Origin of the sequence: Legionella jamestowniensis (assembly GCF_001467745.1) — a bacterium.
Taxonomy (GTDB): domain Bacteria; phylum Pseudomonadota; class Gammaproteobacteria; order Legionellales; family Legionellaceae; genus Tatlockia; species Tatlockia jamestowniensis.
In genome coordinates, this window is sequence record NZ_LNYG01000013.1 from 1,729,731 (window position 1) to 1,747,903 (window position 18,173).

Below are 18,173 nucleotides of genomic sequence, written 5' to 3' on the forward strand. Positions count from 1 at the left end.
TTAGAGTAGATTAAGAACCATTTTTTCTACTTCCTGAGCAATTAATGCTTCTTCATCACCACGGATAACCAAGATTGGCTTGCCCTGAAGAGAAATATCCTGGCAATTTGCCTCTATTTTATTCTTATTGGCGACAAGATTTATTTCAAAGTTCATGTGCTTTAGAGGTAAGAGCACTTTTTCACGAATTAAAGACGCATTTTCACCGATACCACCTGTAAAAATAAGGGCATCAAGGTTAGCAAGCTGGGTACTATAGGCTCCTATTATTTTTTGCAATGAATAAACATACATGTCAATCGCAAGATTTGCAGATTGGTCACCCCCCAACGCACGCTCGATGAGGTGGCGCATGTCATTTTCCTGAGCAATTCCTTTAAGCCCGCTTTGTTTATTTAACAGCGTGTCAACTTCTTCCGCTGTCATGCCCTGATGTTGTAAATATAAGGGGATAGCCGGGTCAATATCACCACAGCGAGTCCCCATAATAAGGCCGGCAAGAGGGGTCATGCCCATGGTAGTATCAAAGGATTTGCCTTGTTTTATCAGGCAAGCACTTGCCCCATTCCCTAAGTGAAGGGTGATAAAATTACATTTTTCCAAAGGTTTTCCTAAATAGGCTGCTGCAGCTCGGGCAACGTACTCATGGTTAATACCGTGAAACCCATAGCGCTTTATTTGGTATTTGATACTAACCTCACTATTAATCGCATATTGGTTAATATGCGGAGGAATACTATGATGGAATCCGCTGTCAAACACAGCAACATGCAAAGCATGCTGGTAATGTTGTTGCGCAAACTGAATACCAAGGGCATTAACCGGATTGTGAATAGGTGCCAACTGAGACAAACGGGTTATTTTTTCCAATACATCAGGGGTTACAATCGTAGGTAAGTAATAATCATTCCCTCCATGTACCACACGATGGCCGACACCTTGAATGGGATATTTACCCAAATCTTTCTTGAGTTTGGCAGCCAAAGTATTAAAAGCATCTTCATGATTCTTAAATACCTGGTGCTGGGATTCTTTAATTCCCATATTGTTGGTGTGGTGCCATTGGCCTTTAGCTTCACCAATTCCCTCAATTAACCCAAATACTAGAGGGGATATTTGCTGATTATCAACCTTTAAGGCTTTATATTTAATAGAAGAACTACCGGCATTAATCGTTAAAACATGCATTCTTAATCCCCTTGTGCCTGGATCGCTGTAACAAGAATTGTATTAATAATATCTTGTGGTGTGCAGCCTCTACTCAAATCATTAACTGGCTTATTCAAACCTAATAAAACAGGTCCAATCGCTAAAGCCCCACTTTCTCGTTGCACAGCCTTGTAGGTGTTATTACCCGTGTTAAGATCAGGAAAAATGAGTACATTGGCATCTCCCTGTAACTTGGAATGGGGTAGTTTTTTAGCTGCTACCTCAGGATCCACCGCTGCATCATATTGTATAGGGCCTTCAACCAGTAAATCAGGTTGCAATTGTCTAACGATTTCTATGGCTTTAGCCACTTTTTCAACACTTTCACCCTTACCAGAATCCCCTGAGGAATAAGAGAGCAAAGCCACTTTAGCATCAATTCCTAACTTTTTAGCAATCTGAGCAGCTTGCGTTGCAATTTCTGCCAGCGTTTGACTATCTGGTTCGGGATTAATTGCACAATCACCATAAATTAATACACGAGAGGGTAAGCACATAATAAAAATAGAGGAAACCTTGTTAACTCCTGGCTTGGTTTTAATAATTTCCAGGGCTGGCCGTACGGTATCGGCGGTTGTGTGTGCTGCGCCGGAAACCATACCATCGGCATCGCCACAGTAAACCATCATGGCCGCAAAATAGTTAATGTCAGACATGCGCTCAAGAGCAATAGGGAAATTAACATTTTTATGTTGTCTTAATTCGAAATATTTTTTTGCATACAGTTCCCTGTGTTTGGATTTTTCAATATCAATAATATTCACATTAGGTAATTCAAGATCGAGGCGCTTGGCCAAAAGGTGGATTTTTTCAGGTTGGCCTAGCAATGTAATCTGGACGATATTGCGTTTTAGTAGATAATCAGCAGCAGTTAGTATGCGTGCATCATCACCCTCGGGAAGAATAATATGCTGCCGTGGTTTTTTGGCCTTATTACTGATTTCATAAAGAAAAACGGCTGGGCTTAATCGGGGTTGTTGCGGTTTATCGCTTAATAATTTCAGCACCGATTTGGCCAGATAAGGGCGCATTGCATCAATTGCTTTGGTGACCTTTGTAGGGTTTGCCGTGGTGAGGCTAAATTTGGCCGAAAATAAAACGGTTGCTGTTTCATAGGTTTTAAGGCGTGTTAAAAGGACAGGGAAGGGATGTTCAAGACCGGCAAGGATTTCCCGAATAATAGGACCTGGCATTTCACCGCCTGTTAAAATAATGCCTGCGATTTTGGGATAATAAGCAGACTGATCAGCAAGAAGGGAACCTAAAAGAATATCAATGCGATCGTCCGGCGTTATAATGAGCATCCCGTTTCTATCGAGGCGCGATTCCAAAAAATTGCTAATTGTTTTGGCAGCAATAGTGAATTGCCTAACCGGTCGGTGTAATTCTTTTTCACCACAAATAATCTCTGCACGCAATTTGGTTGCCACGTCTCGCACTGAAGGATTAGCCAGGGGTTCAAATTCAGGCATAACAGCTACAAAAGCAAGATGTGGCAACTGCTTATGAAATAATTCCAGTGCCTCTGTTTCTTGTAGACTGGCAACACGATTAATAATTACCCCTACAACACGCGCATGATTTTTTCTGCTTATCTCAAGTGCGTTTTTCAATAAAGAGAGAGTATGCTCCAAGGTTCTGTCTTTGGCAGAAACTACGAGTACCACGTCACAATTTAATTGATAAGCCAACATTAAATTAAATTGATATTCGAAAACATCGTTATCACTTTCAAAATCTGTTCCTTCAAAATAAGTAAGTGTGCTGGTAGTTGTTGTTTGAGTTGACTCAAGTACAGCTGAAACCAAATCGGCAGGTTGTGTACGCATCATTGCGATCGCCTGGTTAACATTCATTAGAGGCCTTAAAGATTCATTAGTGATTGCCTCAAGCAAAGGGATTTGTGATGCATCAGATTCGGAAAAAAGCTTAAAGCATCGAAGTGATGTTTGTTGCTCCTTGAGAAAAGACAGAAATCCCAAAGAAATAAACGATTTTCCTGGTCTTTTTTCAATCCCTGTCAAGTATATTTTTTTGTGCATCATTAACCCCTGTTTTACATGCTGTCATCCCAGCAGTTATAAGGTTGAATTTATCAATTTTAGTTCGTAATTAATTATTTGTTCAGGAATCTAAAATTTGAACATTTTCGCTTTGTAAAAAAAAAAGTCAATAACTGTTTAAAAAAGGGACCAAGAAAATGTAAAGAAAATGCATGTAGTGTAAAGAAAATGAAGGTTTTTGTAAGAAGATTATTTATTCTAAGAATTTCTCCAAAATGAGCATAGACAGGTAAAAAATAGCATGTCATAGTCAAAGAATCTTCGCTAACAAAGGATGACATCTAATGTCTACAGTTGATAGCAAAAATGCAGTTTGGAGTGGTTTGCCGCAGGCTACTATTGCACTCTTTTTCATTCAGATTTTTTCAACTTTAAGCTTTAGTGTGCTTTATTCAACGTTAGTTTTGTACATGACAAAAAAATTAGGGATATCTACTGTTTCTGCTAACAGTATTACTGGAATTTTTGTTGCCGCTAATTTTGCTTTACATCTGCTGGGTGGTTATTGCGGTGGAAGATTTCTATCAAATCGATCGCTATTTTGTTTTGGAATGATAGCGCAGATTATTGGTTGTATTTTACTAGCATTGGAGAGTGAAGTTTATCTCTATTGCGCTCTGGGATTTTTTTTAACAGGCAGTGGCCTTAATGTCACCTGTATTAACTGCATGTTAACGCAACGTTTTAATCCGAAGGATCATCGTCGTGAGATGGCATTTTTATGGAATTATGCAGGGATGAATATTGGGTTTTTAGTGGGGTTTACCTTAAGCGGATACTTTCAGTTATCCCATAATTATCAGCGACTGTTTTTACTTAGCAGTTTGGGAAACCTGATTGCTCTTTTTGTCTGTTTATATTTTTGGCATATTCTGGATGATAAAGAAACAGTCTATAGTCGTCTTTCTTCAGAGGAGAAAAAACGGGGTATTCTCGCTGGCACTGTTCTTGTCCTTACTCTGCCATTTTTGTTGAGTCGATTAATCCATTATGCGGATTGGGCCAATAAACTGATTTTAGTGATTGGTGCTTTGATGTTAGTGACAACTATTGGACTTGCAATACAACAACAATCTCGAGACGTACGTGAGAAACTACTAGCTTTTGCTGTTTTGATGATTGTAAGCACTGTATTTTGGGTGCTTTATCAGACAGGACCGATGGGTTTAACTCATTTTATTGAAAACAATGTAGAACGCCATTGGGGTAACATGATTATCGCCCCACAATGGTTTCAAAACGTTAACACCATTTGCATCATTTTGGGTGGGCCTCTGTTAAGTTATGTTCTAAACCGTATGCGTTCGCATGGGATCCAAGTGAATATACCCACTCAATTTGCTTTCGCGCTATTGTTAATTGGCTTGGCTTTTGTGTTTTTGCCTGTTGGAATTGCCAGGGCAAGCACGTCCGGTATGGTTTCTCCCGGCTGGATTATATTAAGTTATACATTGCAAAGCGTAGGGGAGTTACTTATCTCACCAATTGGCTATGCGATGGTAGGTGCTTTAGTACCCAATAGCCTGCAAGGTGTTATGATGGGTATGTGGATGTTGGCAACAGGGGTAGGTGCGACCTTATCAAGCTATAGTTCAAATTGGATGACGTCAGGCCAGGAAACCAGCTTGCCTTTGGCAACGAATAGCGGCTATAGTGATGTTTTTTTAAACTTGGGTTTATTTGCTCTTGCAGCCTCTTTATTGCTTTTCTTATTGGTACCAAAATTACGCCAATGGATTACTGACAAGAAAAATCCTTTAAACAATGAAGTGGTTTCAGCAACAGCGTAAGAGTATGATGTGAGTAGTCCTTTTATTCCTATTGAAACAGCAAAGCTATCGTGGTGTAACGGCTTGCCTGTTTCTGTTGAGTTTGACGATATTTATTTTTCGACGGAAGGCGGTTTACAAGAAACTGAACATGTTTTTATTAAAGGAAACCGCTTGCTCGAGCGTTGGCAGGTTTTGCCAGATGATAGATTTGTGATTGCTGAAACCGGCTTTGGTAGTGGGTTAAACTTTCTTTTAACCTGGTCTTTATGGATGCAACATGCTCCTGCATCTGCACGTTTATATTTTATCAGCTGTGAAAAATTTCCTTTAACAAAAGAGGATTTGGGACGTTGTCTGGATTTATGGCCTCAATTAAAAAATGAAGCCCAGGCATTGCTTGCCGAATACCCTGTATTAACCCCTGGCTTTCATCATTTAAGTTTTAACAATGGACGTATCAATTTAACATTGATGCTTGGAGAAGCCACATCCTGTTTCAATGAACTTCTCATTTGTGGGGTTGAGCCTTTAGAGAGTCAATTAAGAACGCAATACATTGATGCCTGGTTTTTAGATGGATTTGCCCCTGCTAAAAATGCTGCGATGTGGAGCGAGGATTTATTTCGTTGCATTGGCTTACTGTCCAGGTTAGGAACAACTTTGGCCACTTTTTCTGCCGCAGGGGAGGTTAAAAAGAAATTACAACAGGTGGGTTTTAATGTCCAAAAGTTAAAGGGTTTTGGACGAAAGCGGGATATGATTACTGCAGAGTATATCCATCAGCCTGATCATGTTATGGGTCCATTCCGAGTAACGCCATGGCATGCGGCTATTCCTCAAAGAATAATCAGAAAAAAAGCGATCGTTATCGGAGCCGGACTTGCAGGTTGTTACATGGCCTACGCGTTAAGCAAGCGTCAATGGGATGTGATATTAATCGATGGTCAGAATGAGGTTGGTCGGGGTGCTTCTGGAAATCAAAACGCTGTCATTTATCCCAAATTATCCTCCTATCAATCTCCTCTTACACTTTTTATGTTAATGGCCTTTTTATTTGCTACTCGGGAATATAAGAAATTACTAGGGGAACATCCTATAGGGGAATTGTGTGGAATATTACAACTGGCTTTTAATGACAAAGAACGTTTAGCACAAGCGAGCTTGGACTCATGGCTGTCCATTTACCCAGAATTGGGGTCATTGGTTGATTCTAAACAAGCCTCAAATCTTGCCGGAATTAGTCTAGATACAAATGGATTATTTATTCCTCTATCTGGATGGATAGATTCCAGGGCTTTATGTCAACTGTTAATAAATCAGCCAGGAATTCAATTTATTCCCAATACCGTAATAGATAGATTAAATCTAGAGGGAAACAGGTGGCACGCGGATAGTTATTCCGCTGAGGTCTTAGTGATTGCCAATGGCTATCAAGCGGCCCAGTTTCCAGAAACTAATTTTTTGCCACTAAAGGCAATTCGCGGGCAAATGAGTGACATAGAAAGTAACCAACATAGCCAGTGCTTAAAAATACCTGTTTGTGGTGATGGACATATTTTGCCGGCAAGAAATGGCATGCACGCGGTGGGAGCAACTTATCATCTTGGTGTAGCCCATGATCACTATGATGCAATGGATGATTTGGCCAATTTGTTACGCTTGCAAAAGATTGCTCCTCATCTAAACTGGCCTAAACAAACAAAAAATAGTTGGTGTGGGATTAGGGGAGCTATGACCGACTATTTACCTGCAGTAGGTCTTGTACCCAATGCGCTGGAATTTAACCAACAATTTGCAACTTTAAAAACAAATGCTAAACGATGGCTACCCATCGCGGGCTCTTATTATCCCGGGTTATACCTTTGTGCGGGTTTTGGCTCTAGAGGTTTAACCACGATCCCACTTGCTGCCGAATGGTTGGCTGCTTCAATCAATCAAGAGGCTTTTTTCTTGCCGAGAACACTGATTCAAGCATTATCGCCAGCACGTTTCTTGCGAAAGGCTATCATTCGAAAGAAATAAAGACTCTTCTGAAATCGTGCATGAAATATGCTTTATACCCAAGAACAAAAAATCATAACCTATACTTTTTGTGTCGAATCTAAACTACTTTTAATAAAAGAATGAGTTATAACTGTTAAGGAGAACCTATGAGTGCTATAGAAAAAATTAATCTAAGCCACCGAGCTTCCCTTTGGTATAAAACCGCCAATACAAGGATGACTGTGCCTAGCCAAGATAAAAAAAATAATCTTGATCCAATGATTAAGCATTGCTCAATTATTATGAAAACTATTAATGAGTTAGAACCTATTAAACAAGCGTTCTTGGCTCAAGAGGTTTTAAATTCATTGAGAGAAATGCAATTTTTTCAAGATAGCCTGACTAGCCAAAGAGCATTGCAACATGTTGATAATAAATTTGAAGATGCCTTGACATTGTTAGCAAAAACATTACTCGCTAATGAGTGTTTATCCAAACCGATGACGTTAGGATCTGGTTTTAAACCTATCTCTGTTAATTAAGCTGATTTTCCCTATATAGAATCAAGGGATTCCTTATAGGGCTTTCATTTTTTGCAATCTATTTTTGAAATAAACTTGTAGTTGACCTTATCTGTCTATATCCTTGATTGTTATTAAATTATTAAACGCAATATTTGCCTAGAGGTTGTCATGATAGTAGAACTATTATCACGCGCACAATTTGGCTTTAGTATTGGTTTTCATATTTTATTCCCAACGCTGAATCTTGGATTGGCACTTTTTTTGGTTTTGATGGAAATATTATGGCTAAAAACAAAGGATGAAACTTATTTAGTCATATGTAAATTCTGGACTAAAATTTTTGCACTTACATTTGGAATGGGGGTTGTCTCAGGCATTGTCCTTGCCTATCAGATAGGTACGAATTTTGGACCATTTATTGTTCAATTTGGCAATGTACTTGGTGCCTTATTTGCCTATGAAACATTGACTGCTTTCTTTTTAGAGGCGGGTTTTCTAGGGATCATGCTCTTTGGTTGGAAGCGTGTCCCACCGGTATTACATTTTACCGCGACATTACTCGTTACAATAGGTACAACCATCTCTGCTTTCTGGATTTTATCAGCTAACTCCTGGATGCAAACACCCAATGGCTATCAAATTGTTAATGCAAAATATATTGTTGATAACTGGTGGGAAGTTGTTTTTAACCCTTCTTTTGTTCCCCGTTTTATCCATATGATCCTGGCTTCTTATGTCACAACCTCTTTTGTTGTGATGGCGGTTTCGAGTTACTACTTATTGAAGAATACATCCTTACGTATCGCCAAAACGTGTTTGTCTTTTGCCTTATGGTCAGCATTAATTGTGGTACCTTTGCAAATTTATATGGGGGATGTTGTCGGTTTACGTGTCCATCAACAACAACCTTTAAAAACTGCGGCTATGGAGGGGGTTTGGGAAACTCAAAGAGGAGCTCCTTTTTTGATATTTGCCTTGCCATCCCAAACATTGCAGCAAAATAATTATGTAATTGCCATTCCCAAACTTGCAAGTCTTCTCAATACGCATAGCTGGGATGGAGAAATGTTGGGATTAAAATCAGTGCCTCCAAGTGATCAGCCGCGGGTTGCCCCTGTATTCTTTTCATTTAGGATAATGGTGGGAATTGGCTTGATAATGTTGCTTACGGCGTTTGTTGGTTTTTTTCTTAGGATAAAGGGGACTGTTTATTCGTCAACTTGGTTCCACCGTTGGTGTATCATTATATCTCCACTCGGTTTTTTAGCCACCATAGCAGGATGGTTAACTGCCGAACTTGGACGACAACCATGGGTTGTTTACAATTTGATGAAAACCCGTGATGCGGTTTCAGCAATAGGAATGGAAGAAGTCATTTTATCGTTTATTTTGCTCATTATTGCCTATGGCATTATCTTCGGATTTTATCTGTATTATCTTTTAAAATTGATACGTACAGGGCCCGTTGAAAAAGATAAAGTTGAGCATCAACATAATGCCTTCCAATACATGAAAGACTTGCCCAGGGAGAAGGAATAATGCTGCCTTTTGTCTTTGCGGTACTTTTAGCATTCATTGTAATCATGTACGTTATTCTTGATGGATTTGATTTAGGAATTGGTATTTTATTTCCTTTCTCCGGCAATGAAATCGAGCGCGACCGAATGATGAATTCTATTGCGCCGGTTTGGGACGGAAATGAAACCTGGCTTGTTTTTGGTGGTGCCATGCTTTACGGTGCTTTTCCACAAGTTTATGGGTTACTGCTGCCAATTCTGTACATGCCTTTAATGTTAATGCTTATTTCATTAATCTTTCGTGGGGTAAGTTTTGAGTTTCGGTTTAAAGCGAATAAAACCAAGGCTATATGGAATTGGCTATTTTCTATAAGTTCCTTTGCCGCGGCCTTTTTTCAGGGTGTTGTGCTTGGCTGTTTCGTGCAGGGATTCCCGATTGATGAATCAGCTATGACAATCAATGACACAGACTGGCTAACTCCATTCAGTTTACTGACCGGTGTTGCCCTGGTTAGCGGTTATGGTTTATTGGGTGCTACCTGGATGATTTTTAAAAGTGAAGGGCGCTTGCAACGAAAAATGATTCATTATGCCAAAGGGCTATTAATCATAGTTAGTTTCTTTTTGTTGATGATTAGTATATGGACGCCACTTCATGAGAGCGAAATTTTTCAGCGTTGGTACAGTTTTCCTAATGTGATTTTACTAAGTCCATTGCCTTTAATCACTTTAATCGTAATTTATTTCACCTGGAAAAATTTGTCAGCTATTCATGGAAAAGATTTGCCTTTATTGCATGAAATAAAGCCTTTTGTAGGAAGCATTATTATCTTTCTTTGTTCTTATATTGGCATAGCTATAAGTGTCTATCCTTATCTTATTCCTCATCAGGTCACTATTTGGGAAGCAGCAGCACCAAACTCGACGTTAATTTTTATTTTAATCGGTGTGATTATTCTTCTGCCGGTCTTAATCACGTATACGGGTTACGCTTATTACATATTCCGAGGTAAATCTGACGAATATTATCATCATTAACTCTTGCTTATCCTTCCCGAGATCGTTACTCTTCGCGAACCATTAGCGACTTAATGAGGAAACCGTGGACAGTATCGAAATTTTTCAAATAGATGCCTTTACTGATAAAATTTTTCACGGTAATCCGGCAGCTGTTTGTTTATTAAACGAATGGTTAAATGATGAACTTATGCAGGCCATTGCTGTTGAAAATAATCTCTCTGAAACTGCATTTGTTATTGAAGATCAAAAAGGTTTTCATATTCGGTGGTTTACCCCGCGTGGCGAAATTAATCTCTGTGGACATGCCACTTTAGCAGCAGGGTTTGTTTTGCATGAGCTTGAAAAATGCCGCGGAGATAATGTCAATTTTTCCAGTCTGAGTGGGCCATTGGCTGTTCGGCAAAAAGGCAATCGTTATACGCTCGATTTCCCTCGTCTCACTTATCAATTGCTTAAGTCTCCGGAAGCAATTATATCTTTGGTTGATCAATCTTGCCTTGAGATTTATGAGAGTGAACTCGATTACATGGCTTTAATGCCTAGTGAAGGAATCGTGTTGCAGGCACAAGTAGATATCAAAGCCTTGGCAAAACTTCCTAAAAGAGGACTTATCTTGACCGCTGCAAGCAGCGAAGCCGATTTTTATTCCCGATGTTTTTATCCGAAGCATAATATCCCTGAAGATCCCGTGACTGGCTCGGCTCACTGTGTTTTAGCGCCTTTTTGGGCTAACCGACTTAATAAAGATACGTTGAAAGCCATACAAGGCTCTTTTCGAAGAGGGGAAGTTTTGTGTGAAGTATCGGAAGAGCGCGTTTATCTTTCAGGACATTGCAAATGGTATTCAAAAGGATATCTGGTCATTTGATTAGTACTATGGTTCATTCGGTAGTGTAATTTGAGCATATAAAGAAATGACATGGCTTGCTTGCCTTGGGTTGGAAAATACATACTGATAAAGGTATCCGGCACCCAGCGTAAGCGATTTTGATGCTTGCTGATCAAGACTGATTAACATCCGATTTTGGTCGATTGTTTTTGTGTTGACCCAATCGGCTTGAGTTACATTTATAAAAAACTCGTCAAACCAAACCAGACTTAAGCTATCGGTGAGTGTTTTTTTTAGTATTAACCTCTCACGCAGACGATAACTCCATTGATTCGAATCTTCACGCGTTCTTTGTTCAAGACGTGAACGTAGCGTTAACCAGGGGGCTTGCTCGGGCGTCAATAAAATTTGCTCCCATACTCTGGATTCTTGGAGATTGGAACCTTGATTAGTTTTTGTAGTTACAGTTGTCCCCCCTAGTGACAGTGTCCATCTGGGCGAGACTTGATAGCCACCACTAAAATTAGTGAGCAATTGATCAAATAAGTAAGGCCTATTCCGGACACGCAATTGTGGTTCAATTTGAAAAACATAGTTTCCAATTTGAGTATTAAATCCTAGCGTTGACCATACTTTTTCGTTAATGATGACAGCCCCAGCTGTTTGCGAGAATAAGGATTCCAAGAAAAATAAAATAAAAAGCAAAAACCTCATTACGCTAACAACTAGTTGGTTAAAAATATAATTTACTCGTAAATCAATACATTTGTCGACCCGAATTAAGAATATTTCCGGGCAAATTATAGTAAGTGGGATGTAATTGTTTTATGCTGTTATGGCTTTGATTATTAATTTCATTTAACTAAGGATGGTAAAAAAATGAATACCTGGAACAGTGTAATTTTTATGAAAACCAATAAGTCCTGGTCTGAATTGAGCTCTATGGCCAAATGGGATGGTGTAGAAAAAATGTGGTCTACAACAGGTGATTGGGACTGGTGCATCAAGTTAAATAAAGAATCTTCTTCTCCAGAAAAAACACACGATTTCGTTAGCCGTATGCGTGACGGTCATTGGGCTACAGAAACTCAAACAAATTGGTGGAAAGAAATTTCTGCGAAGTAATTCAATTAGCCCCAATTAAAATAGGCTAAATGAGTTCTGCACGAGGTTCGTTGACAACGGTTTATAGTCTTGATGACCCACGGCGTAGGCTTCGGTTGTCATTTCACTCTTAATTCTCAATATTCCTAAATGTCTGCGCGCCGGGGGCTTATTTAGCCTTTTCTACCTACCGTGACTCGGTTCGCGGTACCCAGAATTCGAAGCCAGAAACTGGAGTTTTATGGATCTTACGGACAAGCCGCAGTGCGTAGAGATAGGAAATTTTTTTTATTATCAAAAACTTTTTATTACACTAGCTTGCCATTGGTGTAGGAGCATGATAAAAAAGCGGTTCACAATGTCAAGGAGTGAGTATTGATGTCTACTTCCATGGGAAAACACTTCCGCACCCTGGTACAAAATCATTCACCTTTACAAGTGGTAGGTACTATTAATGCTTATACGGCTATGCTCGCCGAATATGCAGGATGTGAAGCAATTTACTTGTCAGGTGCGGGGGTTGCCAATGCTTCTTATGGCCTTCCTGATTTAGGAATGACAGGGCTTGCCGAAGTCTTAGAAGATGCTCGTCGTATAACAGAAGCTTCCTCCTTGCCACTTTTAGTGGATGTTGATACAGGTTGGGGACATGCATTCAATATTGCCAGAACGCTAAAGCTTATGGAAAAAACAGGAGTCGCGGCAATTCATATAGAAGATCAGGTGCTGGCCAAACGATGTGGACATCGACCTAATAAGGCTATTGTGTCGATGCAAGAGATGGGTGATAGAATCAAGACGGCTGTGGATGCACGTACGGATGACAATTTTGTTATTATGGCGCGCACTGACGCTTATGCCGTTGAAGGAATGGAGGCTGCAATTGAAAGAGCTCAATTATGTGTTGAATTGGGTGCTGATATGCTATTCCCAGAGGCAATGACCACCATTACTGAGTACAAGGAATTTTGTAGACATTTTAAAGTCCCCGTATTAGCTAACATTACTGAATTCGGCAAAACGCCTCTCTTTACAAAAGAAGAATTAAAAGAAGCGGGGGTTCAATTAATTTTATACCCTCTAAGCGCGTTTAGAGCCATGTCTAAAGCTGCGCTTACTGTTTATCAAACAATAAAACAACAAGGAACACAACGGGACTTACTTGAGAGTATGCAAACGCGTAGCGATTTATATCAAGTTCTTGGCTACCATGAGTATGAAAAAAAATTAGACCAATTAATGGAGGGTGAGGATGGTCAATAAATCAGGAGCAGGATTGGCTGGGGTTGTTGCCGGGCAATCAGCAATAGCGACGGTAGGGCAGGAAGGTAAGGGTTTAAATTATCGTGGCTATTCCATTTATGATTTGGCAGAGCATGCAACATTTGAGGAAGTCGCTTATTTGCTCCACTACGGGGAGTTACCCACGCGGTCTGAGCTTAATGATTATACAAGAAAATTAACTGGGTTACGCCATATTCCAGAAGCTTTAAAAACGGTATTAAAATTAACTCCCAAAAACACACACCCTATGGATGTATTAAGGACAGGTTGTTCCATGCTTGGAACATTGGAACCTGAGAATGATTTCTCGCAGCAATATGACATCGCTGATCGCTTATTAGCTTTATTTCCTGGAATGATGTGTTATTGGTACGCTTATCATTTCCAAGGTAAAGAGATTTCAGGTGAGAGCGATGAGCAAACAATCGGCGGTCATTTTCTAGCCCTATTACATAACCGTAAACCCACCAAGCTTGAATCTGATATGATGAATGTCTCACTAATTCTTTATGCAGAGCACGAGTTCAATGCATCGACTTTCGCTGCTAGAGTGACGGCTGCCACTCTATCTGATTTTTATTCCGCCATTACAACCGCGATCGGTACTTTACGCGGACCTTTACATGGTGGCGCCAATGAAGCAGCAATGGAATTAATCGCAAGATTCAAAAGTCCTGACGAGGCTGAAAATGAATTGATGACGATGCTTGCACAAAAAGCAAAAATCATGGGGTTTGGGCATCGAGTTTATAAAGATTCTGATCCACGTTCAGACGTCATTAAGGCTTGGTCCCTCAAATTGGCTGAAACAAAAAATAATATGCTTTTATACAATGTATCCGAGAGGATAGAGGCTGTGATGCGTCGCGAAAAGAAGTTATTCCCTAATCTGGACTTCTATAGTGCATCTGCCTATCATTTTTGCGGTATTCCGACATCGTTGTTTACACCCATTTTTGTGATGTCGCGTACTACAGGATGGGCAGCGCACATCTTTGAACAGCGTGCTGATAATCGACTTATTAGACCTACTTCAGAATACACAGGCCCTGAACCCAGAAAGTTTACTGCTATTGAGGCAAGAGGTTAGTATGCATTCCTACGTAGAAGATAATGTTAAACCTGATTATGATTCAGTAATGATTGATATTGCTGATTATGTGTTAAATACGTCAATTGAAAGTGTTGATGCGTATGAAACGGCACGTCTGTGCTTAATGGACACACTTGGCTGTGGCATGCTGGCTTTAAATTTTCCAGAATGTACAAAGCTATTGGGTCCTGTAGTGCCTGGAGCAGTACTCTCAGGAGGTGCACGTGTCCCAGGCACCTCTTATGAACTAGATCCTGTTCAAGCAGCATTTAATATTGGCACTATGATAAGATGGCTGGACTTTAATGATACCTGGCTGGCAGCAGAGTGGGGACATCCCTCAGATAATTTAGGCGCCATTTTAGCTGTAGCTGATTACATTAGCCGCCAAAACCTTAAAAATGGGAAGGCAGCATTGACCATGCATGATGTGTTAACTGCAATGATTAAAGCCCATGAAATTCAAGGTTGTTTGGCTCTCGAAAATAGCTTCAATCGCGTTGGTCTGGATCATGTCTTTTTGGTAAAGATTGCCAGCGCTGCTGTTGCTGCCCAATTATTTGGGGCAGACAGGGACATGATGTTGCGTACCTTATCGCAGGTGTTTGTTGACGGTCAAAGTCTTAGAACCTATCGACATGCTCCGAATGCCGGTTCTCGTAAATCCTGGGCTGCGGGTGATGCAACGGCACGGGCTGTGCGTTTGGCATTAATTGCTGTGGCCGGTGAAATGGGATATCCAAGTGCATTAAGTGCACCCAAATGGGGCTTTTATGATGTTCTTTTTGGCGGAAACGCTTTTAAATTTCAGCGTCCCTATGGCAGTTATGTCATGGAAAATATTTTATTCAAATTATCTTACCCTGCTGAATTTCATGCCCAAACTGCAGTAGAATGTGCTGTGGCATTACATCCTATGGTCAAAGAACGCTTTGATGACATCGCAACGATTGAGCTGGTTACACACGAGTCCGCTATCCGTATTATCAGCAAGCAGGGGACCTTGCATAATCCTGCTGACAGAGATCATTGTCTACAATACATGGTAGCAGTCGCTTTGTTACATGGCGATTTACGTGCTGAGCATTATGAAGCTATGTCAGCAGCTGATCCACGGATTGATCAATTACGAGCAAAAATGATTGTGACTGAAAATAAACAATTTTCTAAAGACTACCATGACCCAGAAAAACGCTCTATTGCTAATAGCATTAAATTACTATTCAAGGATGGAACAGAGTCAAGACTAGTAACCGTTGAATATCCTATTGGACATAAACGGCGCCGTGAAGAAGGCATTCCTGTTCTACTTGCAAAATTTAAACATAATTTAGCTACTCGCTTTACCCCTGCAAAAGTAGACGCTATTGTTCGGGCAATGAATGATACCAGCACCTTAGCGACGATGTCCGTAGTTGACTTCATGGCAATGTGGCAGGAATGATAGAAATGGTGCAGACTTGGTCTGCACTTCATTAAAATTTTCGTTTGAGCGCGGCTGCTGCCAACACTTTGGTAGCGATTTCTTCAATAGAATAGCGGGTTGAGTTCAAATAAGGAATTTTTTCCCGTTTGTACATCGCTTCCACTTCACTGACTTCAAGTCGACATTGTTCTGCAGAGGCATATTTGCTATTCGGGCGCCTCTCTGTACGAATATGTTGTAGCCGCTCAGCATCTATTGTTAACCCAAAAAGTTTGTGTTTATAAGGCCTTAATGAATCGGGTAAGTGAAAAAAAGTTAAATCTTCTTCAGTGAATGGATAATTAGCAGCTAATACCCCAAAATGTAAAGCCATGTAAATGCAGCTTGGTGTTTTACCACAGCGCGAAACGCCAATTAAAACAATGTCCGCTTTGTCATAATCACGGATTTTAATCCCATCGTCATGAGCTAACGCATAATCCACAGCCTCAATGCGTTGCCGGTAAGATTGTGAATTAGCTACACCATGTGTTCGACCCACAGTATAGGATGATTTTGTTTGGAGTGCTTGTTCAAGGGGGCCTAAAAACGTATTAAACAAATCAAAAATACTGGCGTTTGCCTGTTGAATTGTCTTGGCAATCTCTGAATTCACCAAAGTTATAAAAACAAGTGGTTTAATACCAGTCTCTTCATAACAGTTGTTAATCCGTTGCACTGCTGCTTCTGCTTTCTTAACAGAGTCAATATAGGGAAGGGTTAGTTTTTCAAATTCAATATTTTCAAATTGGGTGATTAAGCTATTACCCAAATTTTCAGCAGTAATACCTGTACCATCGGACAACATAAAGACGTGCTGCTTCATAAAAATTCTCTATAGAGCTCTCATATAAAAGATTCTAATAGATTCGTTATCGTGCTTCCAGAAAAAGAAATAGGGCTTATCCACAATAACTTGGAAATTGTAACCTCTTCTGTTATGTTGCTTTATAGGCGATAGAATACGCTATGATTAAAGCGTAGGACCCTACTAGCAAAATAGGATTGTTAATTTGATCACGCTATTTAAAGCAGCTTAGGAAAATATAATATAAATATGCTATGTCTATTTCTTATAAAAATGCAGGATAAACGCTATGGAACGTAGTCGTTTTCAACAGAATAGCGCCCTTTTTATCATTGGTATTATTGCCTTGGTAATGAGTATCGTTTTATTTGTGTTTAGCATTTATATTATACCTTTTTTATTTTGGGACTGGATTTATGATGTGCCTGAATTTATTTCAATCTGGCGAGAATGGTTAAAAGAAGAATACAATTTTACCCATCTCGGTGCTACTTGGTCCATTTTAATAATGCTTTTAGCGCCTGCCTTTGTATGCGGTTATCTTTCTTATTTAGCATCAAATTATATTGATAATCGCATTTATAATATCTTACCTGAGAAAGTTGAAGGCGAAATGCAAGGGGAGATTAGAAGAGATTTACGAGAAACTCTGCTTGCAATTATTAAGGTACTTGGCGCAATTATTTTAGTTTTAATCATTGTTTCAATGGTTCAATGGTTCCTTGCTGTTCCTGCACCTATTGAATAAAAGGAGTTAATATGTTTTTCAAACGCTATAAAATCAGAAGATTGACAAAAAAACTAAAGGCAATGCAGCAAAACCGCATACACAACCAACCACCCGATGAAATATTAGCTAAAGAAATTGGTTATTACCATGAACTAGCAACAATCTATAAAAATTTAATAGGTCACAAAAAATATCCGTATGCGGCTGATATGGTCATTGCTTGCCTACGTGGGGCAGGAAATCTTGATGATGCAAATGCCCAGTATGAAATTGCCAAAACACAGCTTGATGAAGCTAAATTTAGAGAGCGGTTACAATTGGAAGGACTTTTTGCAAACCCAAGTAATGAGCGCCAAATGAAACAACTTTATGAAGAGGCACTGGTCTATTTGCAATCTGCCGAAAAACTTGGGCATGTCCTGGCCAAACGTCTTCATGGTCTTTGCTATATTAATGGCTGGGGTGTTAGCGCTGATAAAGAGAAAGGCTTTGAATTAGTTGTAGAGAGCATAGAACAAGAAAATAGTTGGGATCGCGTTCCACAAATATTTGCTTCGATTGGCCTTAATAAGCCAGAATTTTTTGCAGCCATTATGAAGCATCGCAAGACATCGTAATCTAATCTAATTGCGTGTATTGATAATTACTCAAAAACTTGCAATAGCGTCTTTGCGAGCGCCAGCGAAGCAATCCAATGCGATTTTATAGAGATCTATTCTTGATTACTTCACGTTGTTCGCAACGCCCCAAAAGAGATCTTAATTTTCTTTCT

At 39.8% G+C, this 18,173-nt stretch carries 16 protein-coding genes; 12 read left to right on the forward strand and 4 right to left on the reverse strand.

Annotated features, from left to right (window positions below; all coding sequences use genetic code 11):
• On the reverse strand, nt 1–1,188 hold the full coding sequence (locus Ljam_RS12025) for an acetate/propionate family kinase (protein ID WP_058450252.1): 1,188 nt from the start codon (nt 1,186–1,188) through the stop codon (nt 1–3).
• 2 nt (nt 1,189–1,190) lie between these two features.
• Complete coding sequence (gene pta, locus Ljam_RS12030; RefSeq protein WP_082651622.1) at nt 1,191–3,254, reverse strand: phosphate acetyltransferase; 2,064 nt, start codon at nt 3,252–3,254, stop codon at nt 1,191–1,193.
• A 302-nt stretch (nt 3,255–3,556) separates the two neighbouring features.
• Between pta and Ljam_RS12035 the strand changes: the two genes are divergently transcribed.
• The 6 genes from Ljam_RS12035 (at nt 3,557) to Ljam_RS12060 (ending at nt 10,956) form a co-directional block, all read left to right on the forward strand.
• Complete coding sequence (locus Ljam_RS12035; RefSeq protein WP_058450254.1) at nt 3,557–5,062, forward strand: peptide MFS transporter; 1,506 nt, start codon at nt 3,557–3,559, stop codon at nt 5,060–5,062.
• Nucleotides 5,063–5,071: 9 nt separating this feature from the next.
• Nucleotides 5,072–7,066, forward strand: a complete 1,995-nt coding sequence (gene mnmC, locus Ljam_RS12040) for a bifunctional tRNA (5-methylaminomethyl-2-thiouridine)(34)-methyltransferase MnmC2/FAD-dependent 5-carboxymethylaminomethyl-2-thiouridine(34) oxidoreductase MnmC1 (RefSeq protein ID WP_058450255.1) — start codon at nt 5,072–5,074, stop codon at nt 7,064–7,066.
• Nucleotides 7,067–7,194: 128 nt separating this feature from the next.
• Nucleotides 7,195–7,569 (forward strand): hypothetical protein, encoded by a 375-nt coding sequence (locus Ljam_RS12045; protein ID WP_058450256.1) that lies wholly within the window; start codon nt 7,195–7,197, stop codon nt 7,567–7,569.
• 150 nt (nt 7,570–7,719) lie between these two features.
• Nucleotides 7,720–9,090, forward strand: a complete 1,371-nt coding sequence (locus tag Ljam_RS12050) for a cytochrome ubiquinol oxidase subunit I (RefSeq protein ID WP_058450257.1) — start codon at nt 7,720–7,722, stop codon at nt 9,088–9,090.
• Nucleotides 9,090–10,106: a cytochrome d ubiquinol oxidase subunit II gene (cydB, locus tag Ljam_RS12055; protein ID WP_058450258.1), complete on the forward strand. Its 1,017-nt coding sequence runs from the start codon at nt 9,090–9,092 to the stop codon at nt 10,104–10,106. The genes Ljam_RS12050 and cydB overlap by 1 nt, the downstream gene beginning before the upstream one ends.
• Before the next feature lie 64 nt (nt 10,107–10,170).
• Nucleotides 10,171–10,956 carry a PhzF family phenazine biosynthesis protein gene (locus Ljam_RS12060; RefSeq protein WP_058450259.1) on the forward strand — a complete coding sequence of 262 codons (786 nt, stop codon included), beginning with the start codon at nt 10,171–10,173 and terminating at the stop codon, nt 10,954–10,956.
• Nucleotides 10,957–10,962: 6 nt separating this feature from the next.
• Here the strand turns inward: Ljam_RS12060 and Ljam_RS12065 are convergent, their stop codons facing one another.
• On the reverse strand, nt 10,963–11,631 hold the full coding sequence (locus Ljam_RS12065) for a DUF2490 domain-containing protein (protein ID WP_082651623.1): 669 nt from the start codon (nt 11,629–11,631) through the stop codon (nt 10,963–10,965).
• A 165-nt stretch (nt 11,632–11,796) separates the two neighbouring features.
• On the opposite strand from Ljam_RS12065, the gene Ljam_RS12070 reads away from it, so the two are divergent.
• From Ljam_RS12070 to Ljam_RS12085, 4 genes are all read left to right on the forward strand, one after another.
• On the forward strand, nt 11,797–12,042 hold the full coding sequence (locus tag Ljam_RS12070) for a hypothetical protein (protein ID WP_058450261.1): 246 nt from the start codon (nt 11,797–11,799) through the stop codon (nt 12,040–12,042).
• A 357-nt stretch (nt 12,043–12,399) separates the two neighbouring features.
• A complete protein-coding gene (gene prpB / locus Ljam_RS12075) occupies nt 12,400–13,284 on the forward strand; it encodes a methylisocitrate lyase (RefSeq protein ID WP_058450262.1) in 885 nt (294 codons plus the stop codon).
• Nucleotides 13,274–14,395: a bifunctional 2-methylcitrate synthase/citrate synthase gene (prpC, locus tag Ljam_RS12080; protein WP_058450263.1), complete on the forward strand. Its 1,122-nt coding sequence runs from the start codon at nt 13,274–13,276 to the stop codon at nt 14,393–14,395. The genes prpB and prpC overlap by 11 nt, the downstream gene beginning before the upstream one ends.
• 1 nt (nt 14,396) lies before the next feature.
• Nucleotides 14,397–15,842, forward strand: a complete 1,446-nt coding sequence (locus Ljam_RS12085) for a bifunctional 2-methylcitrate dehydratase/aconitate hydratase (RefSeq protein ID WP_058450264.1) — start codon at nt 14,397–14,399, stop codon at nt 15,840–15,842.
• A 31-nt stretch (nt 15,843–15,873) separates the two neighbouring features.
• Here Ljam_RS12085 and ppsR read toward each other — a convergent pair whose 3' ends face one another.
• The gene (gene ppsR / locus Ljam_RS12090) at nt 15,874–16,689 is read right to left on the reverse strand and encodes a posphoenolpyruvate synthetase regulatory kinase/phosphorylase PpsR (protein ID WP_058450265.1); all 816 of its coding nucleotides are present in this window, start codon (nt 16,687–16,689) and stop codon (nt 15,874–15,876) included.
• 271 nt (nt 16,690–16,960) lie between these two features.
• Between ppsR and Ljam_RS12095 the strand changes: the two genes are divergently transcribed.
• A complete protein-coding gene (locus Ljam_RS12095; RefSeq protein ID WP_058450266.1) occupies nt 16,961–17,419 on the forward strand; it encodes a hypothetical protein in 459 nt (152 codons plus the stop codon).
• An 11-nt stretch (nt 17,420–17,430) separates the two neighbouring features.
• The gene (locus Ljam_RS12100) at nt 17,431–18,018 is read left to right on the forward strand and encodes an SEL1-like repeat protein (RefSeq protein ID WP_058450267.1); all 588 of its coding nucleotides are present in this window, start codon (nt 17,431–17,433) and stop codon (nt 18,016–18,018) included.
• The last annotated feature ends 155 nt before the right edge of the window (nt 18,019–18,173 follow it).

Bases quoted from the DNA above. Each gene is read 5' to 3' on its own strand.
- Ljam_RS12025 (WP_058450252.1), bottom strand. From the start codon at position 1,188: ATGCATGTTTTAACGATTAATGCCGGTAGTTCTTCTATTAAATATAAA.
- pta (WP_082651622.1), bottom strand. From the start codon at position 3,254: ATGATGCACAAAAAAATATACTTGACAGGGATTGAAAAAAGACCAGGA.
- Ljam_RS12035 (WP_058450254.1), top strand. From the start codon at position 3,557: ATGTCTACAGTTGATAGCAAAAATGCAGTTTGGAGTGGTTTGCCGCAG.
- Ljam_RS12045 (WP_058450256.1), top strand. From the start codon at position 7,195: ATGAGTGCTATAGAAAAAATTAATCTAAGCCACCGAGCTTCCCTTTGG.
- Ljam_RS12050 (WP_058450257.1), top strand. From the start codon at position 7,720: ATGATAGTAGAACTATTATCACGCGCACAATTTGGCTTTAGTATTGGT.
- cydB (WP_058450258.1), top strand. From the start codon at position 9,090: ATGCTGCCTTTTGTCTTTGCGGTACTTTTAGCATTCATTGTAATCATG.
- Ljam_RS12065 (WP_082651623.1), bottom strand. From the start codon at position 11,631: ATGAGGTTTTTGCTTTTTATTTTATTTTTCTTGGAATCCTTATTCTCG.
- Ljam_RS12070 (WP_058450261.1), top strand. From the start codon at position 11,797: ATGAATACCTGGAACAGTGTAATTTTTATGAAAACCAATAAGTCCTGG.
- prpB (WP_058450262.1), top strand. From the start codon at position 12,400: ATGTCTACTTCCATGGGAAAACACTTCCGCACCCTGGTACAAAATCAT.
- prpC (WP_058450263.1), top strand. From the start codon at position 13,274: ATGGTCAATAAATCAGGAGCAGGATTGGCTGGGGTTGTTGCCGGGCAA.
- Ljam_RS12085 (WP_058450264.1), top strand. From the start codon at position 14,397: ATGCATTCCTACGTAGAAGATAATGTTAAACCTGATTATGATTCAGTA.
- ppsR (WP_058450265.1), bottom strand. From the start codon at position 16,689: ATGAAGCAGCACGTCTTTATGTTGTCCGATGGTACAGGTATTACTGCT.
- Ljam_RS12095 (WP_058450266.1), top strand. From the start codon at position 16,961: ATGGAACGTAGTCGTTTTCAACAGAATAGCGCCCTTTTTATCATTGGT.
- Ljam_RS12100 (WP_058450267.1), top strand. From the start codon at position 17,431: ATGTTTTTCAAACGCTATAAAATCAGAAGATTGACAAAAAAACTAAAG.